We start from the raw sequence: 26,805 nt of genomic DNA, 5'->3' as shown, positions 1-26,805 counted from the left end.
TTGACCGGTCGGACCTAGGATGCGTGTAAAGCTATGTAAAAACGTATACTGGGGACTCGCCAAACAACGCAAAAACAGGCATTTGGCGTACTTAACAATATGTAAATTCAACCGGGCCGTACGTCGGGGGAGCCAATGCGCATCGCAATCGCGGACGATGACGGAGACAGTCTAGCCTTTCTTGAAAACGTTGTCACAAGCCTGGGGCATGTGAGCGCCAAGTTTGCAGACGGTGAGAGGTTATCGGCAGCCTTGCTGCGTGACACATTCGATCTTGTCATGCTGGACTGGAACATGCCTGGCAAGTCCGGTTTTGAAGTGCTGCAGTGGATGCAGAGCACGATCGACAATCCGCCGCCCGTCGTCATGCTGACCGCGCGCACGGCCAAGCGCGATGTGACCGACGCGCTCAACGCGGGTGCGGACGACTATATCTGCAAGCCGGAGGACGAGGAGGTCATCGCCGCGCGCATCGCTGCCGTGCTGCGGCGATCCAATGGCAGTTCCTCGATGGACAAGATTGCCGAATACGGGAATTACCGGCTCGATCGCATGGCTCAGACGATCCGTCACAATGGTGCCGATATCGTGCTGACCGCCAAGGAGTTCGAACTGGCCGATCTGCTGTTCCGCAATCGCGATCGCACCTTGTCACGCGCGTACATCATGGAAACGATCTGGCGCACCAGTGCCGACCTGGCGACGCGGACGCTCGACATGCACATTTCGCGCGTCCGGTCGAAGCTCAGCCTGAAGCCCGAGAACGGCTTTCGCATTTTCACGGTTTTCGGCTATGGCTATCGCTTGGAAACGATTGATCCGGCCAAGGACCCTGCTGCCACCGAATGACTTTGCGTTATGCGCCGCCTTTCTGGCTGATATTGCTGGCTCTCATGGGTGCGGCGGTTGCGATGGCCGATCCGGTCAGGGCCGAGGTGCGCGACGATGACACGGTGATCTACACCGTGCGCAAGGGCGATACGCTGATCCAGCTTGCGCGCGATTACATGCTTCGCGAAACCGACTGGAAGGAAGTGCAGCGGCTTAACCGGGTGGCAGACCCATACAAGCTTGCGATTGCCCGCCGCCTGGCGCTGCCCATCCGCCTCTTGAAATCGCGCGCGGCGAGCGCCACCGTGGCGGCCTATCGCGGCCAGGCGCTTGCCATGTCCGGCGGCACGCCGCCTCGGCCGGTGGCGATGGGGCAGACCCTCGGTGAAGGCGCCCGGGTCAGTACGGGGCCCGCCTCTTCATTGTCGCTGGCGCTTACCGACGGCTCGGTCATCACCCTTCCTTCCAACAGCTCCCTCAGGATCGGTCGGCTGCGGCGGTTCCTGATCACCGACAGCATAGACTATGACCTGATGCTCGAGAGCGGGTCGGTCCGCAGCCGGGTCACACCGTTCCGCAACCCGGATGATCGCTTTCGTCTGCGCAATCCGATCGCCGTCTCTGCCGTGCGCGGCACCGATTTCCGGACCCATTTCGACACGACGAGCGACACGGCACGGTCCGAGCTGCTGGAAGGAGGCATCGGCCTCTCCACCGCGACCCAGTCCGAATCCGCGTTGCGCCCAGCGTTCGGCGCGGTCATCGGCAGAGGCAATGCCATCGCGATCGAACCCTTGCTGCCCGCACCGCAGGTCGCAGAGGGTGCAGGTGCCCAGCGTCTGCCGATCGTCGCCTTCACCATCGCGCCGGTTCCAGGCGCCGTCGGCTACAAGCTGCAGATCGGGCGGGACAGCAGCTTTGTCGACGTGGCTGAGGAAATCACCGGAACGCAGACCGCCTTCTTGCTGCCTGGGCTGCCTGATGGCGATTATTTTGCGCGGTTCACGGCTATTGCGAGCTCTGGCCTGGAAGGCCTGCCCGGCACGATCGCCTTTCGCCGCCGGCTGGCGACGGCGACCGAGGGGGCTGTTGCAGGCCCCAACGGCTATGTCTTCCGCTGGGTCGGCAGTGGCGAAGGTACGCAGCATTACAGGTTCCAGCTTCGCCGCGAGGGGGCGAATGAGTTTCTGGTCGATGAAGCGGCTCTGACCGGCTCGTCGATCATCCTCAGCACGCTCACGCCGGGCCGATATCTGTGGCGCGTCGGCACGACGACCCACAGCGCCTGGGGAACAGAAACCGACTGGACCGCATTCGAAAGCTTCTCGCTTGATGAGTGAACGCAGCGGGGCGGCGAGCCTGCAACGCCGCTTTCGCGCCGAATGGGCATGGGCCACCGCGCTTGCCTCTGCCATCATCCTGGCCGCGACATGGGGCGGCTGGACCCGACCCGCCGATAATCTGCTGTACGATGCCGCCATGCGCATCGTGCCGGCCGAGGCCGACCCCAGCCTGCTGATCGTCGCGATTGACGAGCCAAGCCTGGAGCGGATCGGGCGCTGGCCCTGGCCCCGCACGATACATGCTCGGCTGATCGAGCAGCTGGCTACCGCAAGACCCAGGTCGATCACGCTGGATCTTCTGCTGACCGAATCCAGCGACGATGACGCGTCACTGGCTGCCGCGATGCGTCTTGGCGCGCCGGTCGCCCTGCCCGCGCAAATCCTGGTCCCCGGCCGCAATGGTCAGGCGTTCGAAAGGCTCGATCCGGCCCCGCTGCTCGCCCGGGCAAGCTCACGCATCGGTCATGCGAATACCCGGATCGACAGCGATGGGACCGTTCGGTCTGCCGCGCTGTGCTTCCACCCGGATCGCAAGGCCCAGCCTCTTGCGCATCTCATGGCGATCGGCGCCGAAGGTCAGGCAGATTGCGGAACGCCCATGCGCTTGCGCTTCGCAGCGCAGGAGAGTTTCGCCACGATATCCTTTGCGAGCGTATTGCGCGGGGAAGTGCCTGCCGCGCTGATCGAGGGCCGCCGCGTGCTGATCGGCATGACCGCACAGGGCCTGGGCGACCGCTATCCGGTGCCGGTTGCCGAAGGCGGCACCATGCCCGGGGTAGAGATCAATGCCAATGTGCTGAACGCCCAGCTGCAGGACGGCTGGGTTCGCGAACCCTCACCGCTTGCAAGCATACTGTTCGGCCTCGCTCCGACCTGGCTGCTGATGGGCGCATTCTGGTGGATCAGGCCGCGTGCCGCAAGCCTGATCGCCGTCGGCCTCATGCTCGCCGTGCTCGGGCTCAGTATCGCGGCGCTGGCCGTCCAATGGTGGGTCGCCCCTGGCCCGGCACTGCTTGGCCTGGCTCTGGCCTATCCCTTGTGGGGCTGGCGCAGGCTGCAGGCGACCAGTGATTTCATGGCAGACGAACTGGCCCATCTGGAACAGGAAGCCGCGCCGTTGCTGGCCCGGCAGGACGCACTGGACAGCGACCATGTGACCCGGCAGGCCCGGCAGCTGGCCGGTGCGATCGACCAGCTCCGCGACCTGAAGCGCCAGGTCGGCGATGCCCTGGCGGGCCTGCCCGATCCAGCCCTGGTCAGCGATCTCAGCGGGCGCATCGTCCTGACCAACGCCGCTGCAGAGCGCACCTTTGGCCGAGCGCTCACCGGCCTCGACGCGGCAGAGGCTCTGCTCGATATTGCCGAGCCGCAGGCCCGGTCACCGCTGACGGCCTATCTCGGTAATATTGGTCAGGGCCATATCGAGTTTGAAGCACGCGATGACCGGGTCTTCGTGTTGAGACGTGCAGCCATCATCAGCGCCGATTCCAGCCCTCGCGGACAGATCGACTATCTGACCGACATCAGCCCCATTGCACGTGCGCGACGCGAACGCGAACGCGTGCTGCAGTTGCTGTCGCACGACATGCGCGCGCCGCAGGCGGCCATCCTAGCCCTGCTCGCGCAGCCGCAGCCAGACATCGACCGTGCACGGATTGCGCGCCACGCGCGGCAGACGCTCACCCTGGCAGACAATTTCGTCGATCTCGCACGCATGCAGGAGCGCCCCTTCAATCCCGAACCGGTCATCGCGTCGGACCTGGCCAGCGAGGCTGCCGACAGCCTGTGGCCGATCGCCCAGCAGCGCGGCGTGCAGATCACCATTTGCGACGACAGCGACTGCGCCTTTGTCGCCGCAGAACGCGAAAGTCTCTTCCGCGCCTTCGTCAACCTGATCGACAATGCCGTCAAATACAGCCCTGACGCAGGCGAGGTATCGGTTCGCATCGACGGCAAAGGCGAGACGGTGCATCTCGTCATAACCGATCAGGGCAAGGGAATCGACCCTGCGATCCTGCCGCATGTGTTCGAACGCTTTACCAGCGACGGCGCCGGCCAGGCTGTCAAGGGTGTCGGGTTGGGGCTGAACTATGTCGCGGCTGTCATCGATCGGCATGGGGGCAGGATTGCAGTCGCGAACAGCGCCGAAGGTGGAGCGCAGTTCACTATCGTCCTGCCAGTCGCCGGGCCTGTCTAGCGCAGCCCCTTGCGGGACAGTGCGACCCGGCCGCTACCGGCATCCAGCCCCTCGACTGCGGCCGTCACCAGGTGCGGAAGGCTGTCGTTCAGCCCCGCCTTGCAGTGGAATTCCGATGCTGCACTGGAAAAGGCCATGCTGCCGGACGGACGGTCGGTCAGGGTGAAGACGAGACGATGATCGCGCTCGGCACAGCCGCGACTGGTTCTGCGGTCGGCCGCCGGGGCCAGAATTTCCGCTGTCGTGCCCTCATCGTTGCCTGACTTGAGCGCGATAGTGGCCGGGCGGTCCGCCAGCGTGACCGCCAGCACATAATCGGCGTTCTCGATCCCGGTCTGACGCCAGCCGCGCTGACGCAGGGCGGCGGCCACCATATCGCGCGCCTGACCGTTCAGTATCGAAGCATCATCGGGCACCGGCGCCACTGCAAAGCTGGCGTTGCGGGGCAGTGCCAGCGGCCCCACGGCATCCACCCGCGTCACGACAGGTGCGGCACAGCCTGCCAGCACGATGACCGCCGCTGCAAGAACAGCAGCGCGAATCACCTGGAGGGCCAGTCCAGATTGGCGATCGCAATGACCAGCGCCAGCCCCGAGGAGAGCCCGCCGATGAAGGCATTGCGCTCTATATTGACATATTCGTCGACCGAATGCGCCCGGCCACTGCCGCCACCGCTGCCGATCGTGATGGCCGGGATGCCGAGACTCATCGGGATGTTGGCGTCGGTCGACGAAGCCTGGAGCTGCGTTTCAAATCCGTGCTCGGCCAGCACCCTGCGGCTGGTGACGACGAGCGGGTGCGTGTCCGCCGTGCCGCCTGCGGGGCGATCGCCGATCCGGGTCTTTTCTGCTGCTACCATACCCACATTGGTCGATCGCGCGTAATTTTCGGCCGTGACCGCTTCGTCGACGATCTGCAGGAAGCGCTTTTCAAGCCGGTCCAGCGCCTTCGGGTCGGGCGAGCGCATATCGACCTGCAATTCTATGCGGTCGGGTATCGAATTGACCGAAGTACCGCCCGAGACGACACTGGCGGCATAGCTGGTGCGCGGATTGGCCGGCACATCGGTCTCGTACAGACGGCGGACGGTATCGGCCATCGCGACCATCGGGTTGACGATCCCGAACGCGCCATAGCTGTGTCCGCCGGGGCCGGTGAACGCGACATTGTAACGCTTCGAGCCGACCGCCTGGTTGACGATGCGCGAGGGGTCCGATCCGTCGACCGAGACGAACGCGGCGATCCGGTCCTTGTAGCCGTTCCTGGTGAACAGGTGGCGCACGCCGCGCAGGTCACCCGGCCCTTCCTCACCCACGGTCGCAACGAACAATATGTCATGCTTCGTCTGCACCTTGGCGGCGTTCATCGCGCGGATCCAGGCGAGCAGTCCGGTCAGCCCGACCGTATCGTCGCCGACACCGGGGGCGTTCAGCGTATTGCCTTCCCGCCGCACTGTCACATCGGTGCCCTTGGGAAAGACGGTGTCGAGATGTGCAGTGATCGCGACCAGCGGGCCGCCAGCCGGGGCCGTACCACGCCTTATGCCGGTGACATTGCCCTCGGCATCGATGGTCGCCTCCGTCAGACCCAGAGCCTTGAACTGCTGGAGGAAATATGCCGCACGCGCCTGTTCGCCGAATGGCGGCGCGGGGATTTCGGTGATGGTGATCAGTTCCTTGACGATCCGATCATAATCGCCCGCCAGCGCGGTCTTGGCGGCGCCGGCATCCTGCGCGATCGCGGGTGCGAGGAGAGTGGCGCTCAACGCAAGCGTGGCAACAAAACGGCGGATGGTCATGCGTTCCCCTTTTATTTATCTTGCGCCCCTCCCTTCATGGGAGGGTCTGGGGGTGGATGAAGCTTCCAGATGCACCGCTGGTGCAGACGACCCACCCCTTGCCCCTCCCTGGCCAGGGAGGGGAACAGATAGGTCTAATCCCGTGTCAGCAGGAAATAGACCACATAGAACCACGAGAAAAAGCCGTGGATGATCGCCCAGAGCACCGACTTGTGCGCGGTATAGCTGATCGCGATGGCGAGCGCGCTGCCGAAGCCGACGCCATTGCGCACGACCTCCTTCTGGACGATGACCCGCCGCTCGCTCATGCTGCCTTGCGCGCCGAGGCAGAGACTTCCGCATTGAGCATCTCGGCCACCTCGAAGGCGACTTCCAGCGACTGCGCCGCGTTGAGGCGCGGGTCGCAATGCGTGTGATAGCGGTCGCCCAGGGCCTCGTCGGTGATCGCGATTGCGCCGCCGGTGCATTCGGTGACATTCTGCCCGGTCATCTCGATATGGATGCCGCCGGCATGCGTGCCCTCGGCGCGGTGCACGGCGAAGAAGCCGCGCAGTTCGGCCATGATCCGCTCGAACGGCCGCGTCTTGAAGCCGCTTTCGGACTTCACGACATTGCCGTGCATCGGGTCGCACGACCAGATGACCGGATGGCCTTCCTTCTTCACTGCGCGGACCAGCGGAGCCAAGCCCGCCTCGACCTTGTCGTGCCCGAAACGGCTGATCAGCGTCATCCGGCCCGGAATGCGCATGGGGTTCAGCGTGTCGAGCATGTTCAGCAGCGCGTCGGTGCTCAGGCTAGGCCCGCACTTGATGCCGATCGGGTTGCCGATGCCGCGCAGGAACTCGACATGCGCAGAGCCTTCGAAGCGGGTGCGGTCGCCGATCCACAGGAAATGCGCGCTGGTGTCATACCAGTCGCCGGTCAGCGAATCGCGCCGCGTCATCGCTTCCTCGAACGGCAGCAGCAGCGCCTCGTGGCTGGTGTAAAAGCTGGTGCCCTGCAACTGCGGCACGGTATCGGTGCTGATGCCGCAGGCGCGCATGAAGTCCATCGCCTCGCTGATCCGGTCTGCTGTCTCGGCATAGCGATCGGCCCAGGGGCTGCGGCCCATGAAATCGTGCATCCACTGCTGCACCTGCTGCAGGCTGGCGTAGCCGCCGCTGGCAAAGGCGCGCAGCAGGTTGAGCGTCGCCGCACTCTGCGAATAGGCGCGGACCATGCGCGATGGATCCGGCTCGCGCACGGCGGGGTCGAACTCGATTCCGTTGATATTGTCGCCGAAATAGCTGGGCAGCTCGACATCGCCCTGCTTCTCCGTGGGGGCCGAGCGCGGCTTTGCGAACTGGCCCGCCATGCGGCCGAGCTTCACCACCGGGCGCTTCGAGGCGAAGGTCATCACCACCGCCATCATCAGCAGCACGCGGAAAGTATCGCGGATGTTGTTCGGGTGGAACTCGGCGAAGCTCTCGGCGCAATCGCCGCCCTGCAGCAGGAAGGCCTCTCCCGCAGCGACGCGCGCGAGTTCCTTTTCCAGGCTGCGTGCTTCGCCTGCAAATACCAGCGGCGGATAATTCTTCAGCGTGGCTTCGGCTTCCGCCAGCGCAGCAGCATCGCGATACGCCGGGATATGCCGCGCCTCTTGGGTCCGCCAGCTATCAGGTGTCCACTTCACTGCCACGTCATTCACTCCAAGAAATCAATCCGGCAGGATAAGCCGGGCCGAGCCCCATAGCAATGTCGGGGGCAAAATGCAGCAGGCAATCGGCATTAATGTTCCAATGCGGGCCGCCAAGCCTTGCCTTTGATGTCGCAAAGACTCTAAGCGGTTGGCCATGGTTCCGCCCGACATCATCCCGTTCAGCGGCAGGTTCGAGGGGCGCACGCACTATTTCGCGCTGCGCGTCTATTTCGAGGACACCGATTTTTCCGGCATCGTCTATCACGCCAACTATCTGCGCTATCTGGAGCGCGCGCGATCGGACATGCTGAGCTGCCTCGGCATCGACCAGCGCAGCACGTTCGAAACCGGCAGTGGTGTCTATGCGGTCGCCGACATGGCGCTCAAGTTCGTCCGCCCGGCGAAAATGGACGATGCGCTGATCGTGATGAGCCAGGTCACACGGCTGCGCGCTGCGGCGTGCATCATTCATCAACGAGTCATCCGGCGCAGCCAATCTGTCGTCGAATCGTTCGAGACACTGCTGGAGGCAGAAGTTACCGCTGCCTTCATCAATCCCGAAGGGCGTCCCATCCGCCAGCCGCGCGCTTGGGTGGAGGCGTTCACCACTATCCTTGATACCGACCAGAAAGACCCGTCCCCGCTATGATCGATACCATGGGCCTGACCCCCGACGCCGTCACCCTGTCGCCGCTCAAGCTGTTCATGGAGGCCGATCTTGTCGTCAAGGCGGTGATGATCGGGCTGGCCCTCGCCAGCATCTGGACCTGGACGATCATCATCAGCTTCGGTCTGAAGATCGGCAAGATCGGCAAAGATAACGCGGCCTTCGAGCAGGATTTCTGGAAGGCGGGCGATATAGATGCATTCTACAAGGCGCGCGGGCATGAAAAGCTGCCGAGCGCGCGCGTGCTCGCCGCCGGCGTCACCGAATGGCGGCGCACCACCAAGGGTCGCGTTACCGACCGCGATGGCGCTCGCCAGCGGCTGGCGACGGCGATGCAATCGAGCGTGGGGCACGAGATCGACACGCTGTCCGACCGGCTGAACTTCCTCGCCACGGTGGGGTCTGTGGCGCCGTTCGTCGGCCTGTTCGGCACGGTCTGGGGCATCATGCGCAGCTTCACCGCAATTGCGGCAGAGCAGAACAGCTCGCTCGCAGTTGTCGCGCCCGGCATTGCCGAGGCGCTGTTCGCCACGGCAATCGGCCTGTTCGCCGCGATCCCGGCGGTCATCGCCTATAACCGCTTTTCGCACCGGCTGAACAAGCTGGAGGGCAAGCTCTTCCGCTTCTCTGATGCGTTTCATGGCGAACTCAGCCGCGAGCTGGAAAAGGACAGCTTCTGATGGGCATGTCGGTTGGACCTTCGGGCGGCGGTGGCGGGCGGCGGCGCGGCGGATCGCGTGCGCCGATGGCGGAAATCAACGTCACGCCGTTTGTTGATGTGATGCTGGTGCTGCTGATCATCTTCATGGTCACCGCGCCGCTGCTGGTCGCGGGCGTGCCGATCGACCTGCCCGACAGCCGCGCCAATGCGCTGGAACAGGAAAAGGAGCCGGTGCAGATCTCGCTCGATGCCGAGGGACAGGCGTTCATCGATGACGCCCAGGTCAGCATGGACGATCTGCCCGCTCAGCTCGAGGCTCTGCGCAAGCAGCGCGGCGAGGACAATGGCGATGCGCCGCAGGTGATGCTGCGCGCCGACCGCTCGCTCGACTATGGTAAGGTCATGCTGGTGATGGGCGAGTTGAACCGTGCCGGCCTCAACCGCGTATCTCTGGTCACCACCGGTTCATCCGACCGTCCATAACCGGTTGAAGACGAAAGGCTGACGAGCACAGGAATGGAGAAGAGCGAGCGTCTTGGGCTTTCGGTAGCGGTGGTCGGCCATGTCGCGCTGTTCGCCGCGCTGTCGCTGGGTATCGCCAGCCGCAGCGAACTGAAGATGCCGGTCAAGCCGATCGAGGTTCAGCTGACCGACGAGGTCGGGCTGAAGTCCGAATCCCCCACGCCCAATGTCGAGGCGGCAACCGCGACCGCGCCGGAGATCGCGCCGCAGGTCGAGAAAGCCGCGCCTGCTGAGGCCAGCGAGCCCGAGCCTGCGCCTCCACCCCCGGTCAAGCGGCCCGAGCCGCCCGCGGCCAAGGCGATCGAGCGCCCCTCCCCGCCCAAGCCCAGGGCGGCGGAAAAGCCGCGCCCCGCGCCGGTGCCCAAGCCCGCGCGCAGCACCCCGCCGCCACCCGCCAAGCCGCAGCCCAAGGCCGCCGAAAAGCCCAAGCCCAAACCGCCCGCCGACACGTCCGAGCGTCGTCGCCCGGATCGTCCCAAGACAACGCCGGCGGCAAAGCCCTCCACCTCGTCGCCCGCCAAGGCCAGCCCCAACGCGGCCGCGCGCGCGCCGCGTATCGGCAAGGATTTTCTGGAAGGGGTCACCGACAAGCCCTCGACCAGCCGCGCGCAGACGCCGCCTGCTGCCACGATCGGCCCGGCGGTCGTCGCCTCGTTGCAGCGCGAACTGCTGCGCCAGGTCAAGCCGCACTGGGTGCCGCCGACCGGTGCTGACGCGGAACTCTTGCGCACGCGGGTCGTCGTGAAGCTCGATGAAAGCGGCAATATCGTCGGCACCCCTCAGGCCACCACCACCGGGGTCAATGCCAGCAACCGTGCGCAGGAAGCGCTGCACAAGGAACGCGCCATCGCCGCCGTGCGCCGCGCCGCCCCGTTCAAGTTCCCCGCGCAATATTATGCGGAATGGCAGACCATCGAGCCAACCTTCTATCTGGGATTGTAAGCTATGCGAATTCCTAACCCCTCCCGCACCCCTTCCCCGTTTGTCCCGAGCGAAGTCGAGGGACGTGATCGGAACGGTAGCGCATACGTCCCTCGACACGCTCGGGACAAACGGAAGTGGGTGCTGGGATTGTCTGCTGCGATTGCAGCGCTGCTCACCACCACCCCCGCCCACGCCCAGCTCGCGGTGGATGTGGACAATGCCGGCAACGCAGACCTGGTCATCGCGGTCCCCGCACTTCCCACCCCGCAAAGCGAGAATACGCTCGCAGGCACCACCGAGGACCTGGGCAACCGCATCAGCGACGTCATCGCCTCGGACCTCGACCGCTCGGGCCTGTTCAAGCCGATCGGCCGCAATGCGGTGAAGCGCATCACAGTGGATGAGGTGACCGCGCCAACCTTCCCCTATTGGCAGGGCCGCAGCGCCGCCGCGCTGATCCAGGGCTTCGTCAAGTCCAACGGCGACGGCAAGATCACAGTCGGCTGCTATCTCTACGACGTAGCGCTGGGTAGCGAGCTCACCCGCCAGGGCTTTGTCGTCGAACCGGCGGACTGGCGCCGCGCCGCGCACAAATGCGCCGACAGCATCTATTCGCGCCTGTCGGGCGAGAGCCCGTTCTTTGACAGCCGCATCGCCTATATTGCCGAGACCGGCCCCAAGGGGAACCGCACCAAGCGCCTCGCCATCATGGATTCGGATGGCGCCAACCACCGCTTCATTACCAACGGCCAGTCGACCGCGCTGACCCCGCGCTTTTCGCCCGACTACAAGCAGATCGCGTATCTGAGCTATGTCGACGGCAATCCGCGCATCTATGTCTATGACGTCGGCACCGGCCGTCAGCGGCTGGTGACGCAGAGCCGCAACCCCACCTTCGCGCCGCGCTGGTCGCCCGACGGCCGCTATCTGCTCTATTCAATGGCGATCGGCGGCAATACCGATATCTACAAGATCCCGGCCGAGGGCGGCACGCCGGTGCGCCTCACCGACGGTCCAGGCATCGATGTCGGCGGCAGCTTCTCGCCCGATGGCAGCCAGATCGTATTCGAAAGCGATCGCAGCGGCGGCCAGCAGCTCTATGTGATGAACGCCGACGGATCGAACCAGCGCCGCATCAGCTTTGGCGGCGGGCGCTATGCGACGCCCGAATGGAGCCCGCGCGGCGATTTGATCGCGTTCACTAAGATGCAGGGCAATTTCCGCATCGGCGTCATGAGCCCATCGGGCGGCGGCGAGCGGCTGCTGACCAACAGCTGGCAGGACGAGGCCCCGACCTGGGCGCCCAACGGCCGCGTGATCCAGTTCTTCCGCACCGGGCGCGGAGCGGTCAGCTCTACGGTGTGGCAGGTGGACCTGACCGGCGCCAACGAACGCCGCCTGCCCACCCCGGTGGATGGCTCTGACCCGGCCTGGGGTCCGATTCTTCCCTGATGGAGCCTTTTGCGGCTTCCAAGGGTTTACCCTTGCGATGAATGGAGTCAGACTTCCTTCAGGTTAACATTGGTTATGTTTCATCATGGGGCCCGACCGGCATTCTGCCAGACACCCCGCAAATTCCCCACAGGGCCAAGTCTGTGTCGTCTGTATGGCCCCACACAAGAAGGAGACGATCGATGAGAACTGTCCGCAACACGCTTGTCCTGGCCACCGCCGTCATCGCATTGGGCGCCTGCGCCAAGAAGGCCCCGCCCGAGCTGCCCCCCGCGCCGGGTCCGGCTGTCGACAATTCGGTCGGACAGGACAATTCGGGCGTCAGCAACGTGCCCGTGCCCGGTAGCCAGGCCGATTTCCTGGCCAAGGTCCGCTCCGACCGCATCCTGTTCGATCTCGATCGTTACAATGTCGATGCCGACGACCAGATGACGCTGCAGAGCCAGGCGCAGTGGCTGGCACAATATCCCAACAAGCAGGCGATCATCGAAGGCCATGCCGACGAGCGCGGCACGCGCGATTACAACCTCGCACTCGGTGAACGCCGCGCCAATGCCGCCAAGAACTATCTGGTGTCGCTGGGCGTCAGCGAATCGCGCCTGCGCGTGGTCAGCTATGGCAAGGAACGCCCCGCCGCGATGGGTTCGGATGAAGCAAGCTGGGCGCAGAACCGCCGCGCGGTGACGGTGACGATCGACTGATCGTCCGCATCAATCCTGAAATGCCAAAGGGCCAGCCGTGCGGAACGGCTGGCCCTTTTTCTTATTCGCCGACAGGGAGATCGAGTCCGCGCTTGCCATGCTCGGGCGTGTCGTGCGGTGCATGGGGAAGCTCCATTTCCGCTGGCTCGGGCACTTCCAGCATGCCTTCCCATTTGGTGATGACGCTGGTGGCGACCGCGTTGCCGACGACATTGGTCGCGGTGCGGCCCATGTCGAGGAACTGGTCGATGGCGAGGATGATCGCCACGCCCTCGACCGGCAGGCCGAATTGCGCCAGCGTACCGGTGATCACCACCAGGCTGGCGCGCGGCACGGCGGCGATGCCCTTGGAAGAGACCATCAGCGTGAGCAGGATCAGGATCTGCGTGGTGATCGACAGTTCGATGCCATAGGCCTGCGCGATGAACAGCGTCGCAAAGCTCATGTACATCATCGACCCGTCGAGGTTGAAGCTGTAGCCCAGGGGCAGCATGAAGCCCGAGATGCGGCGCGGCACGCCGAAGCGGTCGAGCTGTTCGAACATCTTGGGCAGCGCGGCCTCGGACGAGGCGGTCGAGAATGCGATGAGCAGCGGTTCGCGGATATAGCGGATCAGCTGCCAGATCTTGGCCCGCAGGAAAATCCAGCCCATCGTCAGCAGGATGATCCACAGCAGCACCAGCGAGAGGTAGAATTCCACGAGCAGCTCGAAATAGGTGCCCAGGATCGCCAGCCCGCTTCCTGCCACGACCTTGGCAATGGCGCCGAATACCGCAACCGGTGCAAAACGCATCACATAGCCCGTGATCTGCAGCATCATTTCGGCCAGGGCTTCGGACCCGCGCACCAGGGCCGCGCCCTTCTCGCCGATCGCCGACAATGCCACGCCGGCGAAGATGGAAAACACCAGAATCTGCAGGATGTTGTTGGTGGCCAGCGCCTCGAGCGCGTTCTTGGGAAAGATCGACAGCGTGAACTCCCAGGCGTCGAGCTTCTTGACTTCGCCCACCATCTTGGCGGCTTCGGCTGCTTCAGGGATCGGTGCGCCGATGCCGGGCTGGAACAGGTTGACCATCAGCAGGCCCAGCGCGATCGAAATGAAGCTCGCAGTGATGAACCAGGTCAGTGCGCGCACGCCGATTCGGCCCAGGGCGCTGCTGTCGCCCATATGCGCGATGCCGACGACGATGGTCGAGAGTACCAGCGGCGCGACCAGCAGCTTGATGAGATTGAGGAAGATGTCCGAGAGCAGCTTGAACGTCTTGGTGATATATTCGAACATCGGACTGTCCGCCGCGACGCCGACATGGACGGCATAACCGACCGCCACGCCGAGCACCATGCCGGCGAAAATATACCAGGTAAGTTTGCGGTCCATGATCCTGCCCTTATGCTCCCTGGGAAGCGTCCTACCGGGCTAACGGAAATGCGCAAGCCCGTGCATGGCCTGGCGCCCCCGCTGCTGGCGGGAGGGCCAGCCGCCAAGGGCTATTTCAGGTCCCTCTGCAACCGTGCAACCAGGCTCGGCGTGGAGGGCGTGGTGATATCGGAGACGAACCACTTGTCGTTGCTCAGTACCAGATCGACTGCATAGCGCACCTTGCCGAAATTGCGCATTTCGACCATTACCCTTGCGCCCGACCGGCCCTTGGCCATCACGGCGCTGCGCAGCAGCCGATAATCGGCGCTGGTGTCCTGACAGTCGCAGAACGGCACGGAATCGATCGCGCAGATCCCGCCGGCCTTTCGGGCGCAGGCATCATCCCTGGCGATCAGGGCTTTCAGCGTCGGGGCGTAACGGACCGTGCGGTAATCGAAACTGCCCGGCAACCGCTTGTAGATGGTTTCGACATAGCGCTGCGCTTCAGCCAATTGCGACGGTGTTGCAGCCAGTACCGGGCTGGCGTGTGCGGCGGAAACAAGGGCCAAGGCGCAGGCCGCAAGGCGGTAGCCGATCATCAGGCACATCCCCAGGGTTCAATCGTGCCTTGGGAACGGGAATGGACCTCATGTCTTCGATACAGCATGTCCCGCCCCCAGGACGGTTAACATAGTATATCGGCTGGCGCCCAACCGCAACGGAATGGCACACTGTTCTGCCCGGGCCGAAGGAGCGCTTCGCCCGATGGCGAAGCCGACAGGCGAGACCCGTGACGCGACGCGCTTGCCCGGACCTCGACGCAAAACGGGGGCCGACATTGCTGTCGGCCCCCACTGCGCCTGATATGGCTATCCGGATCACTGATCCGACGCCCATGAAAGCGGTTTCCCGCCTCAAGATGGTCTGTCCGCCGCGCCGCAAGCGGTGGGGCTGACATATCCGGTCCAGGCTGTCGATGGTTCGCGCCAGCATCGCTGCTTCGGCTTCCCCTTCGATCCCGATCACCCTTTCAGGCGTCCGGCTTCGCGCGAGGCTTGGGTTCGCCAGTCCGAAGACCTTTTCCCCAAGTCCGCGCTCTGCCTGACACCTCTGGCTTGCGCCCTCCGGTCCAGACCACCCGGCTCCAGCAACATCACTCCGAAAAGCGATGCGCGTTAACCGTCTGTCCTGAGCCTTAAGGCCCTGCCCTGAGGCATCGCACCGGCTGACCGCTCCATCCAGGTCTTGCGACCTGCATCTTGCCTGTTCGCCGGTCATCGTCCGTCCATCCGAACCTTTTCAGATCGCCCCCTGCACTCCCTTGCATCGCTACTCCGGAGCCCTTGGGACCATCTCTTCCAGCCTGTGCATAACACCGGCCTTGCTTCCGCACCGCTCCCCGTTGCCAGTTCCTGGTCCGGGCGGTCTCTCCGGCTCTCAAACCTGCGCTCTACATCTCTGTATTCGCTTGGTTTTTCCTTCCTTCAGCTCGCCGTTCGTCTGTCCTTCCGACCTCTTGAAGGTGTCACGAGACCCGAGTCGCGACCAGCGAAAATGCAGAAGTTATCCACAGACCGCGCAGCTTACCTGTGGATAAAATGGTGGATAGCAAGGGATTAAGGTCGCCCGGTTCGATTGTTTCATTGGGGTGTAACAATCAAGATTTCAGAGGGTACGCCAAGCCGCACGAATCGCGCGTACGTCCCTCGACTTCGCTCGGGAATGCCGGAAGGATTGAGGCGCGACTGAGCAAAATCCGTTTGTCCCGAGCGAAGTCGAGGGACGCACGCGCCAACCTGTCAGCCGATAGCCCCCATCGGCACGACCGCGAGCACGACCAGACACGCGACTACGATACTGGTTACCCGGCTGCGCATGGCGCCATAAGCCGCATCGGTTGCTCCGACACGCACCGCCTGCCTGTCCAGCCACCACAGCACGCCAAAGCCCAGCGCGAAGAGCAGGGCCGCCTCGTTGAACGGCACGAACCACAAAGCCGCACAGGTGCCCAGCACCACTGCATTGCTCGCGATGAACAGATTGGGCGCCACCTGCTCGGGCGCGACCACCTGGATGCCCCAGAGCGTGCCCGCCATGAACATCAGGATGGCAAACGCCCAATAGCAGGTGAGGTTCGCCGCGTTGACGTCGCCAAAGCCGACGACATGGCTCAGCGCTCCTGCGATGAACGGCAGCGCGCCCGAATAGGTCAGGCCCTGCACCAGCAGGCGTTGATCCTCCGCTCCGCGCGCCGCCATCGACCGACCTCAGCCCTGACGGCGGCCCAGCAGCCGCAGGCGCAGCGCGTTGAGCTTGATGAAGCCTTCCGCGTCCTTCTGGTCATAGGCGCCGGCATCGTCCTCGAACGTCACCACCTTCTCGCTGTACAGCGAATAGGGCGACTTGCGGCCCACGACCCAGGCATTGCCCTTGTACAGCTTGAGCCGCACCGTGCCGGTAACATGGCTCTGGCTATGGTCGATCGCCGCCTGCAGCATCTCGCGCTCGGGGCTGAACCAAAGGCCATTGTAGATCAGCTCGGCATAGCGCGGGGCGAGTTCGTCCTTGAGGTGCGCCGCGCCGCGATCGAGCGTCAGCTGCTCGATGCCGCGATGCGCGATGTGGTAGATGGTGCCGCCCGGCGTTTCGTACATGCCGCGCGACTTCATGCCGACGAAGCGGTTCTCGACCAGATCGAGCCGCCCGATGCCGTGCGTCTTGCCCAGATCATTGAGCTTCGCGAGCAGCGTCGCCGGGCTCATGCCCTCGCCGTTCAGCGCGACGCCATCGCCACGCTCGAAATCGATGGTGATATATTCCGGTGTATCCGGCCCCTCTTCGGGATGATTGGTGCGCGAATAGACATAGTCGGGCACTTCATCCCAGGGATCTTCGAGCACCTTGCCCTCGGACGATGTGTGCAGCAGGTTCGCGTCGGTCGAGAACGGCGCTTCGCCGCGCTTGTCCTTCGACACCGGAATCTGGTGCGCCTCGGCAAATTCTATCAGCTTCGTGCGGCTGGTCAGATCCCATTCGCGCCAGGGAGCGATGACCTTCACATCGGGCTCGAGCGCATAATAACCGAGCTCGAAGCGCACCTGATCGTTGCCCTTGCCGGTCGCGCCATGGCTGACCGCGTCGGCGCCGACCATTTTCGCGATCTCGATCTGGCGCTTGGCGATCAGCGGCCGCGCGATCGAGGTGCCGAGCAGATAGGTGCCTTCGTACAGCGCATTGGCGCGCATCATCGGGAACACGTAATCGCGCACGAATTCCTCGCGCAGGTCGTCGATGAAGATGTGCTCCGGCTTCACGCCCATCATCTGCGCCTTGGCGCGCGCGGGCTCCAGCTCCTCGCCCTGACCAAGATCGGCGGTGAAGGTGACAACCTCGCAACCATAGGTCTGCTGCAGCCATTTCAGAATGACGCTGGTATCCAGACCGCCCGAAAAGGCCAGAACGACGCGCTTGACACCTTGAGCCATGAAGCCACTTTCCTGCTGAACGAGATTGCGCGCCGCCTAACAGCGCGGGGGCATGGGGGCAAGGGTCATCACACCCAACCGGCGGTCTGCGCAGCGATCCACACGCCCAGCCCGGCGAACATCAGCGCCGCGCCGATCTGCAGCGCGCGGATCGGCAGGATGCGCTCTATGCGGTGGCCCAGCAGCACCGCAGGTACATTGGCGACCATCATGCCCAGCGTCGTCCCTGCGGTGACCGCGACGACATTCTGGTAATGCGCGCCCATCGCGACGGTGGCGATCTGGGTCTTGTCGCCCATCTCGACCAGGAAGAAGGCGATCAGCGTGGTGACGAACACGCCCGCCCCGCGCCTTTTGGGCTCGTCATTCTCGTCGAACTTGTCGGGGATCAGCGCCCACATACCCATGACAATGAACCCGCCTGCAATGGCGAAGCGGAAGGCGGGGCTGTCGAGCAGGCCAGCGACCTGCTGCCCGACCAGCGCCGCAAGAAAATGATTGGCGAGCGTCGCGGCGAATATCCCTGCGATGATCGGCACAGGCTTGCGCATGCGCGCAGCGAGCAGGATTGCGAGAAGCTGGGTCTTGTCGCCCATTTCGGCGAGCGCGACCAGCGACAGCGAGGCAAGAAAGGCTTCCATCCGACGAGACTTTCAGGGCCGGGCAGCGAGCGTACACAATGGCACCATCGCCCCTGCCCGGCCGGACAATGGGTTCAGGTGTCATCGGTCTTGCCGGAAGCCGGACCCCAAAGGTCCGGAAACCCGCGCGCCATGGCCTCTCGGCCAAGTGTGTTGACGCACGGACCGGCATGGCGCCGGTTGGCTACTCCCCATCAGACGTGCTAGCCTTTAGGCGGTCGCCAGAGGGGATGCAAGATGGGGCAAGTGAACAAGACCGTGGCGACCGATGTCGATGTCGCTGCCTATATCGCGGCGCTTGAGCCCGAGCGCCGGCGCGAGGAAACGAGTGCGCTGGTCGCGCTGTACGAGCGCATCACCGGCGAACCCGCGAAGATGTGGGGGCCGAGCATGATCGGCTTTGGCGAATATCATTATACCTATGACAGCGGGCGCAGCGGCACATCGATGCGATCGGGCTTTGCCCCGCGCAAGGGCAAGCACAGCATCTACCTGATGTGCGACACCGGCGACGAAGCCGCAGCGCAGAACCAGGAAGCCCTGCTGGGCCGGCTGGGCAAGCACAAGATGGAAAAATCGTGCCTGTGCATCAACCGGCTCGATCAGGTGGACATGGATGTGCTCGAGGAGATCATCGCGAACAACGTCGCCGAGATGAACCGGCTCTACCCGCCCGCATGAAAATCCCGCCCGAAGACCTGTTCCACGGCCCGGTCAAGCGCAGCATCCAGATTGCGGGGCACATGACCTCGATCAGCCTGGAGCCACTGTTCTGGGATCTGCTGAAAGCCGCTGCAGAGGCACGCGGCCTGCCACTCAACGCCCTCGTTGCGCGGATCGATGTCGAGCGGATTGCGGTGGAGCAGCCGCCCAATCTGGCGAGCGCGATCCGGCTGTGGCTGGTCAGCGATGTGCTGGCCCAGGCATCGACCTCACACGACTGACCGTTCTCCGGCAAAGGCCGGAGCCCAGGAGTCGGATTGTGCCATCCCCCTCTGGATTCCGGCTTTCGCCGGAAAACGTGGCGCGATGATCAATCGCCGCCGACGCGTTCGATGTCCGCGCCGACCGCCTGGAGCTTCTCTTCCAGCCGCTCATAACCGCGGTCGAGATGATAGACGCGGTTGACCTCGGTCTCGCCTTCAGCCGCCAGACCCGCGATGATCAGGCTCATCGAGGCGCGAAGGTCGGTTGCCATCACCGGCGCGCCGACCATGCGCTCGACGCCGTGCACCACCGCCGTGCGGCCCTTGACCTCGATATGCGCGCCCATGCGGTTCAATTCGGGCACATGCATGTAGCGGTTCTCGAAGATCGTCTCGGTCAGCACGCTGGCGCCGTCGGCCAGACACAGCATCGCCATGAACTGCGCCTGCATGTCGGTGGCAAAGCCGGGGAACGGCGCGGTCGACAGCGTCAGCGCCTGCAGCTTGCCATTGGGACGCACCGCAATGCCATCGGCAATTTCCTCGCAATGCACGCCTGCCTGGCGCAGCGCAGCGATGGTCGCCTCCATCTCGTCGAGCTTGGCGCCAATAAGGTCGAGCGCGCTGCCGGTGATCGCGGCGGCACAGGCATAGCTGCCCGCCTCGATACGGTCGGCCATCACGCGATAGGTCGCGCCGTGCAGCCGGTCCTTGCCGTGGATGACCAGGGTCGATCCGCCGATGCCCTCGATATTCGCGCCCATCGCGACGAGCAGATTGCACAGATCGACAATCTCGGGCTCGCGCGCGGCATTGCGCAGCGTCGACGTGCCCTTGCAGAGCACGGCGGTCATCAGCGCGTTCTCGGTTGCGCCGACCGACACCACGGGGAAACCGAAATCGCCGCCGGGAAGGCCTCCCTTGGGCGCGCGCGCGGTAACATAGCCCGCGGTGATCTCGATCTCTGCGCCCAGCGCTTCCAGCGCCTTCAGGTGCAGGTCGATCGGACGGTTGCCAATCGCGCAACCGCCGGGAAGCGAGACGGTCGCCTCGCCCGCGCGCGCCAGCAGCGGGCCCAGCACCAGGATCGAGGCGCGCATCTTGCGCACGATGTCATAGGGCGCGACGGTCGAGGTCACCCTGCCTGCGCGCAGCGTCATCACCCGGCCGAAATCCTCTGGCCGAGCACCCTCGATCATCGTCGAGACGCCGAGCTGGTTGAGCAGATGGCCGAAACTGTCGACATCGGCCAGCCGCGGAAGATTGCGCAGCGTCAGCGGCTCATCGGTCAGCAGCGCGCAAGGCAGCAGCGTCAGCGCGCTGTTCTTGGCTCCGGAAATGGGAATACGGCCCGAAAGCGGCTTGCCGCCGCGAATGATGATCTTGTCCATCGCCGCTGTTTAGCGTCTGGACGGGCAGGTGCAAGAGGGCGCGGGCGTCCTGCCCTTACCGGAGGCGCAACGCTGCTGCGATCGAATATCGCACCACCCCATTGCCTCATCGCCAGCCGCTTCACGCTTGTATAAATACAGGAATGGACGCACCATTATTTTTTCTTTTCTACGCGGGGGTAGAATGATGAAATATACAGCCAAATGCACCGTCGGCCTGCTCGCGCTGATGACTGCTGGTTGCGCAAGTCTCGGCATCAAGTCCGTGCCGTGGCCGACTTACACGGCGGTGGTCGACAATCTCGACGTGAAGTTTGCGCGCAGCAACCCGCCAATCGACCCGGCACTTGCCCCCGGGCTGCACACCAGGGACATGGCTGCCGATGGCAAGCTGATCGGCCTTGCCGTCTCGGGCGGCGGCGCCAGGGCGGCCAGCTATACGCTCGGCATTCTTGCCGAACTGCAGAAATTGCCTGCAGGATCGCAGGGCAGTGCGCTGGACCAAATCGACTTCATCTCCTCGAACTCGGGCGGAAGTTGGGCGGTCGCAACATGGCTGGCGCAGGCTTCGGTCAACGGCGGGGCGTACAATCTGGCTGACAACAAGCTCACAATTCTGAAACAATTCAAAACGTCGACCAGGAATAGAGTAACCTGCCTCAGCGCCATGCTCGCAGAAACGGCCATTGGCACCGGCAATTTCGGCGATGTCTACAAGGCCGGCGCGTCCAAGAAATTGCCCGCCGTTTTCTTCAACGCTGCGCTGCTTCCCGCTCAGGCGCCGTTTGTCTTCACCGAAGGTTTTTTGAAACATTATCAGGTGGAGAGCATCACGACCTGCAAGCAGAGCGGCAAAACCCCTGCCCGTTCGCTGCAGCAAGTGCCGATCGCAGTGGCGGCCGCGTCCAGCGGATCGGTGCCCGGCTTTTATGCTGCATTTGCCGAGACCCGGCTCTGCCAGAAGCAGAGCCCATGGCAGGGATCGTCATTCTGCCGCAGCAGGGCGGTTCCCGAACCTGTCGCCTACATGCGTATTGCCGATGGCGGCATCTACGACAATATCGGCTACAAAACCGGCTACGAGATCATGCACAGCCAGAAAAACGACGCGAACGTTACCCATCGCGGCATGATCATCGTCAATTCCAATACATCGATTGACGAGAAGATCGTGAAGAAGAGCGATCGAACGAGCAATTTCCTGGCCTCGATGGCCACCAATGGCCTGTTTGCTGTTCAGGACGCGACCTTCGACAGGATGCGGCATCCGCTGTTCGACGCGGTGGGCGTATCCGATATTGCCTTGCTCGATTTCTTCAGTGTTTCAGGATTCGGCAGGTCGCTGGAGGACGTCAGGATGCTCCAAGGCCTGAAATTTCTCGCCTTTTACGCTGCCAGAAATGTGAGTTGCCTGAAAGCGGACGGCCAGCTGGACAAGGGAGACCAGTCCGACTGGCCACGCGATGAGGAAATACCCGGAGTATCCGCCAGCCTGCAACGGCTGACAAACCGGCAGGGGGATTGTTATTCGGAAAATTTCTATCGGGCCGGCAATCGCAACAAGACGACCTATCAGTTCAACTGGGTGCTATCGAACGCGATGTGGGAACTGGGCCAGCTGACCGTCCGCAACAACTGCCCCGCGATCCTGAAAGCCACCGGCACGCCCGACGCCGATATTGCACCGGCTTGCGCAAAGCTGATCGCTTAGACCTTCTCGAGCGTGCATTGCAGCGGGTGCTGGTTCTGCCGCGCGAAATCCATCACCTGATTCACCTTGGTCTCGGCGACCTCGTAGGTGAAGATGCCGCAGACGCCGACGCCCTTCTGGTGGACGTGGAGCATCACGCGGGTCGCCTCGTCCATGTTCATGCTGAAGAAGCGCTTGAGCACTAGCACCACGAATTCCATCGGGGTGTAATCGTCGTTCAGCATCAGCACCTTGTACTGGCTCGGCTTTTTCGACTTGGCGCGGGTCTTGACCGCGATGCCGATATCCGGCGGGCCATCATCGTCTTCGCGATCGGGCCCGGCGCGCACGACCGAGCCTGTATCGCCTGCCATCAAGGCGGCGGGGCGCCGGAGCGACGCAATGGGGGTGATCGTGCTGTGCATAGATGTTCCCGAATATCGTATTTCTGAGGCGTCAGGCAAGGGGCTGCGCGCAAAATGCGCCGCGCTGCCCGCTCGCCCTGCCCCGGCTTCATAGGCTCGATTCGGTTACTCTGGTGTTTCGCACCGCTTTCCGTTAGGGGCGCGGCCATGCATTTTCTCGATCAAGCCAAGATTTTCATACGTTCCGGTTCGGGCGGTCAGGGCGCAGTGTCCTTCCGCCGCGAAAAATATGTCGAATATGGCGGCCCCGATGGCGGCAATGGCGGCAAGGGCGGCGACATCATCTTCGAAGCGGTCAGCGGCCTCAACACGCTGATCGACTTTCGCTATACCCAGCACTTCAAGGCGAAGCGCGGCACCGGCGGCATGGGCCGCAACCGCACCGGCGCGGGCGGCGACGATCTGGTCATCAAGGTACCCGTCGGCACGCAGATCCTGTCCGAGGACAAGGAAGATGTGCTTGCTGATTTCACCCATGCCGGGCAGCGCATCACGCTGCTGCGCGGCGGCGATGGCGGGCGCGGGAACCTCAGCTATGCCACCAGCACCAACCGCGCGCCACGCCAGCACGGGCCGGGCTGGCCGGGCGAGGAAATGTGGGTGTGGCTGCGGCTCAAGCTGATGGCCGATGCGGGGCTTGTCGGCCTGCCCAATGCGGGCAAATCCACCTTCATCAACCAGGTGACCAACGCGCATGCCAAGGTGGGCGATTATCCGTTCACGACGCTGCGCCCGCAGCTGGGCGTGGTGAGACACCGCAACCGCGAATTCGTTCTCGCCGACATTCCCGGCCTGATCGAGGGCGCGGCGGAAGGCGCAGGGATCGGCGACCGGTTCCTCGGGCATATCGAGCGCTGCCAGGTGCTGATCCATCTGATCGACGCGAATGGCGACGACCCGCTGGAAGCGATGCGGATTGTCGATGGCGAGCTGGAAAATTACGGCGCTGGCCTCGATGAAAAGCCCAAGCTGGTTGCGCTCAACAAGGGCGATCTGCTCGACGACGAGCTGATGCAGCATTTTGCGAGCGAACTTGTGGCAGCGGGCGCGGACCGGGTGTTCCCGATATCAGGCGCGACCGGCAAGGGCATCCCCGAGCTGTTCGACGCGCTGCTCGAATATCTGCCACACGTGACCGCGACCGAGCAGCCCGAAGGGGTCGATCCCGACCGGGATGACGAGCCGGGCACATGGTCGCCGGTTTGAGCGGGAGGCACTGGTTGCAGAACTCGGCTCGCACAAATCTGATCGTCACCCCCGCGAACGCGGGGGTCCCGCTTTGTGCGCGAAAGTCAGAGAGCAAGCGGGATTCCCGCTTTCGCGGGAATGACGAGGATGGGTTCACTGGGAAATGACCCCCTCCCCCCTCTCCCCTGCCACCTGCCCGGTCCTCGTCGTCAAGGTCGGCTCGGCGTTGCTAGTCGCGCCCGAGGGCAAGGTGCGGCGCGAATGGCTGGCCTCGCTGGTCGCCGATATCGCCGCGCGGATCAAGGCAGGCCAGCGCATCGTCATCGTCTCTTCGGGCGCGATCGCGCTTGGTGCGCGGCGGCTTGGCCTGCCCAAGGGCGGGCGTGCGAGTCTTGAGGATGCACAGGCGTCCGCCGCGACCGGACAGATCGCGCTCAGCCAGTGCTGGGCCGAACTTCTAGGCGAACACGGCATCACCGCCGCGCAGATGCTGGTGACGCTCGACGACCTCGAGGATCGCCGCCGTTTCCTCAACGCCTCGGCAACGCTGCGCCGCCTGATCGCGCTCGATGTCGTGCCGGTGATCAACGAGAATGATTCGGTCGCAACCGAGGAAATCCGCTTCGGCGACAATGACCGGCTCGCCGCGCGCATCGCCCAGGCGGCCGGCGCAGGCGGCGTGGTGCTGCTCTCGGACGTCGACGGGCTCTACACCGCCAATCCGAAGAACGATCCCGACGCCCGGCTGGTCGAGAACGTCGCGCGCATCGATGCGCGCATTCGCAGCATGGCCGATGGCGGCTCGGCCTCGGGCATGGGATCGGGGGGAATGCTGTCCAAGCTGGAGGCCGCGCGAATCGCCACCAGCGCGGGCGCGCATCTCGCCATCGCCAACGGCACCCACGACCACCCCTTGCAGCGCCTGGACGAGAGCGGGCGCTGCACCGTGTTCACCGCCGGCAAGCAGGGCAAGGGCCGCAAGCTCTGGCTGGCCGGACGCATGACCGTGCGCGGACGGATCATCGTCGATGCGGGCGCAGCAGAGGCGCTCGCCAAGGGATCGAGCCTGCTGCCAGCGGGTGCCACGGCGATCGAAGGCCGGTTCACCCGCGGCGACGTGATCGAGGTGGCGAATGGGTCGGGCGAGATCATTGCCCGCGGCCTCAGCGAATATGATGCTGCCGATGCTGCGCGCATCATCGGCCTGCGCAGCGATGCGATTGCGCCAGTGCTGGGCTATGCACCGCGCAGCGCACTCGTCCATCGCGACCAGATGGTGCTGCTATGAGCGTGATCGCGATGACCGGCGGCACCGGCTTTGTCGGCGGCGTGACGATCGACCAGGCGCTCGCGGCGGGGCACAGCGTCCGCGCGCTCGCCCGCAAGCCGCAGCGCGAGCGCGACGGCGTCATCTGGGTGCGGGGCGCGCTCGACGATCCTGCCAGCCTTGCGCAGCTCTGCGAAGGCGCGGATGTCGTGCTGCACATTGCAGGCGTGGTCAGCGCGCCCGATCGGGCTGGCTTCATCGCAGGCAACATTACCGGTACCGAGAACGTGCTCGCTGCGGCAAAAACGGCGGACGTCGATCGCTTCGTTCATGTGTCGTCGCTGGCAGCGCGCGAGCGCGCCCTGTCCAATTATTGCTGGTCCAAGGCCGAGGCCGAGGACAGGGTCACCGCTTCCGACCGCGAATGGATCATGGTGCGCCCACCGGCGGTCTATGGTCCTGGCGATACCGAGATGCTCGACCTGTTCCGCCTGGCCGCAAAAGGCTTGGTGCTGTTGCCGCCGAGCGGACGCATGTCGGTGATCCACGTTGCCGATCTGGCGGCGCTGCTGGTTCGGCTCGCGGGCGGCGCAGGCGAGCCGCGAGCGATCTACGAGGCGGATGACGGCACCCCGCAGGGCTGGAGCCATGAGGACTTTGCCGATGCGCTGGGCCGCGCAGTGGGGCGCAAGGTGCGCACTGCACGGGCGCCAAAGCCGGCCCTGTTCATGGCAGCGCGCGCCGACCGGTTGCTGCGCGGCAAGAAGGCCAAGCTGACCCCTGATCGCGCACGCTATATCGCGCACAGCGACTGGACGTCCGACCCGCTGCGTCGTCCGCCGCGCGACCTTTGGCGGCCTGAAATCGCGACGCCCAAAGGTCTGGTCGATACTGCGCGCTGGTACCGCGCGCAGGGCTGGCTCAAGCTCTGATGATGGGGTGGCCCAGCACCATCTCGATCAGGAACAACGCGAAGGTGATGGTCAGTCCGATCAGGAACAGCCGATAGGCGAGGCCGAGATAGCGATATTTCTTGTGCTGCAGCACCATGCCGTTCTGGTGGACATCGCGCAGCATGGTGCGGAAGATCGTCTCGTCCATGTGCAGCTGGTCGATCACCAGATCGGCAAAATCATCTTCGGTCATCTGCGAGAAATTGCCGAAGAACATGAAGTTGGTCGATCCCGGCGGCACGTCGCCCTTGGGCTTGGGGGTCCCGCGCACCGAAGGCAGGATGGCGAACACCGCGCACATGGCCGAAAGAAACGCGAACAGCGCCAGCACCATGAGCGGCAGGCTGACATTGCCGCCACGCGCCTGGCCTACCGCGATGGTGAACACCACGAAGGTAGCGCCCATCAGGATGCTCGCCTTCTGGTCGGCCATCTGGCTGAGCGCGAGATTGGTCTGTACCGAAGTACGGATCAGGTGAATGGCGTGCGGCGAGAAGGTGTGCGGCGTCTGCGGCCATGGGCTGGGGATTGCCGGACGCGGCGTTTCGATTCGTGCGTTCTTGGCCCCCTGTTCCATGACAAACGCATGACACAGCCGGACCGCGCTTGACAAGCACCGCCACACTGCCCTTCTGGCTGCAACAAGCTGCCGCGATTGTGCCGCATTCGCGGGGCATGGGCAGAGACAACCGTTACGGACGAAAG

At 64.1% G+C, this 26,805-nt stretch carries 27 protein-coding genes and 1 riboswitch; of the genes, 15 read left to right on the top strand and 12 right to left on the bottom strand.

The window, feature by feature from the left end:
* Positions 1-135: 135 nt before the first annotated feature.
* Genes C7451_RS11950 through C7451_RS11940 form a run of 3 tightly spaced genes read left to right on the top strand, consistent with a single transcriptional unit; the run spans position 136 to position 4,371 of the window.
* Positions 136-849: a response regulator transcription factor gene (locus C7451_RS11950; RefSeq protein ID WP_110299187.1), complete on the top strand. Its 714-nt coding sequence runs from the start codon at positions 136-138 to the stop codon at positions 847-849.
* Positions 846-2,171 (top strand): FecR domain-containing protein, encoded by a 1,326-nt coding sequence (locus C7451_RS11945; protein WP_110299186.1) that lies wholly within the window; start codon positions 846-848, stop codon positions 2,169-2,171. The genes C7451_RS11950 and C7451_RS11945 overlap by 4 nt, the downstream gene beginning before the upstream one ends.
* On the top strand, positions 2,164-4,371 hold the full coding sequence (locus C7451_RS11940) for a CHASE2 domain-containing protein (protein ID WP_110299185.1): 2,208 nt from the start codon (positions 2,164-2,166) through the stop codon (positions 4,369-4,371). The genes C7451_RS11945 and C7451_RS11940 overlap by 8 nt, the downstream gene beginning before the upstream one ends.
* Here the strand turns inward: C7451_RS11940 and C7451_RS11935 are convergent.
* The 4 genes from C7451_RS11935 to C7451_RS11925 form a co-directional block, all read right to left on the bottom strand.
* A complete protein-coding gene (locus tag C7451_RS11935) occupies positions 4,368-4,916 on the bottom strand; it encodes a DUF4136 domain-containing protein (protein ID WP_110299184.1) in 549 nt (182 codons plus the stop codon). The two genes, C7451_RS11940 and C7451_RS11935, sit on opposite strands and share 4 nt — an antisense overlap.
* Positions 4,913-6,169, bottom strand: a complete 1,257-nt coding sequence (locus C7451_RS11930) for a M20/M25/M40 family metallo-hydrolase (protein WP_110299183.1) — start codon at positions 6,167-6,169, stop codon at positions 4,913-4,915. Before C7451_RS11930 ends, C7451_RS11935 begins: the two co-directional genes overlap by 4 nt.
* Positions 6,170-6,303: 134 nt before the next feature.
* The gene (locus tag C7451_RS19980; protein WP_167348196.1) at positions 6,304-6,477 is read right to left on the bottom strand and encodes a hypothetical protein; all 174 of its coding nucleotides are present in this window, start codon (positions 6,475-6,477) and stop codon (positions 6,304-6,306) included.
* Positions 6,474-7,847: a class II 3-deoxy-7-phosphoheptulonate synthase gene (locus C7451_RS11925; RefSeq protein ID WP_110299255.1), complete on the bottom strand. Its 1,374-nt coding sequence runs from the start codon at positions 7,845-7,847 to the stop codon at positions 6,474-6,476. The genes C7451_RS19980 and C7451_RS11925 overlap by 4 nt, the downstream gene beginning before the upstream one ends.
* Before the next feature lie 154 nt (positions 7,848-8,001).
* Between C7451_RS11925 and C7451_RS11920 the strand changes: the two genes are divergently transcribed.
* The 6 genes from C7451_RS11920 (at position 8,002) to pal (ending at position 12,774) form a co-directional block, all read left to right on the top strand.
* Positions 8,002-8,496 carry a YbgC/FadM family acyl-CoA thioesterase gene (locus C7451_RS11920; protein ID WP_110299182.1) on the top strand — a complete coding sequence of 165 codons (495 nt, stop codon included), beginning with the start codon at positions 8,002-8,004 and terminating at the stop codon, positions 8,494-8,496.
* Complete coding sequence (gene tolQ / locus C7451_RS11915; RefSeq protein WP_110299181.1) at positions 8,493-9,194, top strand: protein TolQ; 702 nt, start codon at positions 8,493-8,495, stop codon at positions 9,192-9,194. Before C7451_RS11920 ends, tolQ begins: the two co-directional genes overlap by 4 nt.
* Positions 9,194-9,658 (top strand): protein TolR, encoded by a 465-nt coding sequence (tolR, locus tag C7451_RS11910; protein WP_110299180.1) that lies wholly within the window; start codon positions 9,194-9,196, stop codon positions 9,656-9,658. The genes tolQ and tolR overlap by 1 nt, the downstream gene beginning before the upstream one ends.
* Positions 9,659-9,691: 33 nt before the next feature.
* Positions 9,692-10,639 carry a cell envelope biogenesis protein TolA gene (locus tag C7451_RS11905; protein WP_110299179.1) on the top strand — a complete coding sequence of 316 codons (948 nt, stop codon included), beginning with the start codon at positions 9,692-9,694 and terminating at the stop codon, positions 10,637-10,639.
* A 120-nt stretch (positions 10,640-10,759) separates the two neighbouring features.
* Positions 10,760-12,073: a Tol-Pal system beta propeller repeat protein TolB gene (tolB, locus tag C7451_RS11900; RefSeq protein ID WP_110299178.1), complete on the top strand. Its 1,314-nt coding sequence runs from the start codon at positions 10,760-10,762 to the stop codon at positions 12,071-12,073.
* Positions 12,074-12,255: 182 nt separating this feature from the next.
* The gene (gene pal, locus C7451_RS11895; RefSeq protein WP_110299177.1) at positions 12,256-12,774 is read left to right on the top strand and encodes a peptidoglycan-associated lipoprotein Pal; all 519 of its coding nucleotides are present in this window, start codon (positions 12,256-12,258) and stop codon (positions 12,772-12,774) included.
* Between the two features lie 61 nt (positions 12,775-12,835).
* Here the strand turns inward: pal and C7451_RS11890 are convergent, their stop codons facing one another.
* The 5 genes from C7451_RS11890 to C7451_RS11870 form a co-directional block, all read right to left on the bottom strand.
* Entirely contained in the window at positions 12,836-14,152 is a 1,317-nt protein-coding gene (locus C7451_RS11890; protein WP_110299176.1) for a dicarboxylate/amino acid:cation symporter, read from the bottom strand.
* A gap of 110 nt (positions 14,153-14,262) precedes the next feature.
* Positions 14,263-14,733, bottom strand: a complete 471-nt coding sequence (locus C7451_RS11885; RefSeq protein ID WP_146215358.1) for a hypothetical protein — start codon at positions 14,731-14,733, stop codon at positions 14,263-14,265.
* Positions 14,734-15,933: 1,200 nt separating this feature from the next.
* Positions 15,934-16,392 carry a DUF3429 domain-containing protein gene (locus C7451_RS11880; protein WP_110299174.1) on the bottom strand — a complete coding sequence of 153 codons (459 nt, stop codon included), beginning with the start codon at positions 16,390-16,392 and terminating at the stop codon, positions 15,934-15,936.
* A gap of 9 nt (positions 16,393-16,401) precedes the next feature.
* Positions 16,402-17,619 (bottom strand): argininosuccinate synthase, encoded by a 1,218-nt coding sequence (locus C7451_RS11875; RefSeq protein ID WP_110299173.1) that lies wholly within the window; start codon positions 17,617-17,619, stop codon positions 16,402-16,404.
* Between the two features lie 68 nt (positions 17,620-17,687).
* On the bottom strand, positions 17,688-18,260 hold the full coding sequence (locus C7451_RS11870) for a TMEM165/GDT1 family protein (protein ID WP_110299172.1): 573 nt from the start codon (positions 18,258-18,260) through the stop codon (positions 17,688-17,690).
* A 21-nt stretch (positions 18,261-18,281) separates the two neighbouring features.
* Positions 18,282-18,459, bottom strand: a riboswitch (yybP-ykoY riboswitch).
* Positions 18,460-18,497: 38 nt separating this feature from the next.
* On the opposite strand from C7451_RS11870, the gene C7451_RS11865 reads away from it, so the two are divergent.
* Positions 18,498-18,941 (top strand): DUF1801 domain-containing protein, encoded by a 444-nt coding sequence (locus C7451_RS11865; protein WP_110299171.1) that lies wholly within the window; start codon positions 18,498-18,500, stop codon positions 18,939-18,941.
* The gene (locus C7451_RS11860; RefSeq protein ID WP_110299170.1) at positions 18,938-19,204 is read left to right on the top strand and encodes a ribbon-helix-helix domain-containing protein; all 267 of its coding nucleotides are present in this window, start codon (positions 18,938-18,940) and stop codon (positions 19,202-19,204) included. Before C7451_RS11865 ends, C7451_RS11860 begins: the two co-directional genes overlap by 4 nt.
* 89 nt (positions 19,205-19,293) lie before the next feature.
* Here the strand turns inward: C7451_RS11860 and murA are convergent, their stop codons facing one another.
* Positions 19,294-20,577 carry a UDP-N-acetylglucosamine 1-carboxyvinyltransferase gene (murA, locus tag C7451_RS11855; RefSeq protein WP_110299169.1) on the bottom strand — a complete coding sequence of 428 codons (1,284 nt, stop codon included), beginning with the start codon at positions 20,575-20,577 and terminating at the stop codon, positions 19,294-19,296.
* Positions 20,578-20,605: 28 nt separating this feature from the next.
* Between murA and C7451_RS11850 the strand changes: the two genes are divergently transcribed.
* A complete protein-coding gene (locus tag C7451_RS11850; RefSeq protein ID WP_146215357.1) occupies positions 20,606-22,288 on the top strand; it encodes a patatin-like phospholipase family protein in 1,683 nt (560 codons plus the stop codon).
* Here the strand turns inward: C7451_RS11850 and clpS are convergent.
* On the bottom strand, positions 22,285-22,641 hold the full coding sequence (gene clpS, locus C7451_RS11845; protein ID WP_110299254.1) for an ATP-dependent Clp protease adapter ClpS: 357 nt from the start codon (positions 22,639-22,641) through the stop codon (positions 22,285-22,287). The two genes, C7451_RS11850 and clpS, sit on opposite strands and share 4 nt — an antisense overlap.
* Positions 22,642-22,839: 198 nt before the next feature.
* On the opposite strand from clpS, the gene obgE reads away from it, so the two are divergent.
* From obgE to C7451_RS11830, 3 genes are all read left to right on the top strand, one after another.
* Positions 22,840-23,898, top strand: a complete 1,059-nt coding sequence (obgE, locus tag C7451_RS11840; protein WP_110299167.1) for a GTPase ObgE — start codon at positions 22,840-22,842, stop codon at positions 23,896-23,898.
* Positions 23,899-24,043: 145 nt separating this feature from the next.
* Positions 24,044-25,168: a glutamate 5-kinase gene (proB, locus tag C7451_RS11835; RefSeq protein ID WP_110299166.1), complete on the top strand. Its 1,125-nt coding sequence runs from the start codon at positions 24,044-24,046 to the stop codon at positions 25,166-25,168.
* The gene (locus tag C7451_RS11830; protein WP_110299165.1) at positions 25,165-26,079 is read left to right on the top strand and encodes an NAD-dependent epimerase/dehydratase family protein; all 915 of its coding nucleotides are present in this window, start codon (positions 25,165-25,167) and stop codon (positions 26,077-26,079) included. Before proB ends, C7451_RS11830 begins: the two co-directional genes overlap by 4 nt.
* On the opposite strand, the gene C7451_RS11825 is transcribed toward C7451_RS11830, so the two are convergent.
* Positions 26,069-26,677 (bottom strand): Pycsar system effector family protein, encoded by a 609-nt coding sequence (locus tag C7451_RS11825; protein WP_208625204.1) that lies wholly within the window; start codon positions 26,675-26,677, stop codon positions 26,069-26,071. The genes C7451_RS11830 and C7451_RS11825 overlap by 11 nt on opposite strands.
* Between the last annotated feature and the right edge of the window lie 128 nt (positions 26,678-26,805).

The organism is Blastomonas natatoria, from assembly GCF_003201955.1.
GTDB classification, from domain to species: domain Bacteria; phylum Pseudomonadota; class Alphaproteobacteria; order Sphingomonadales; family Sphingomonadaceae; genus Blastomonas; species Blastomonas natatoria.
This window is presented reverse-complemented; position numbering and strand designations above follow the sequence as displayed.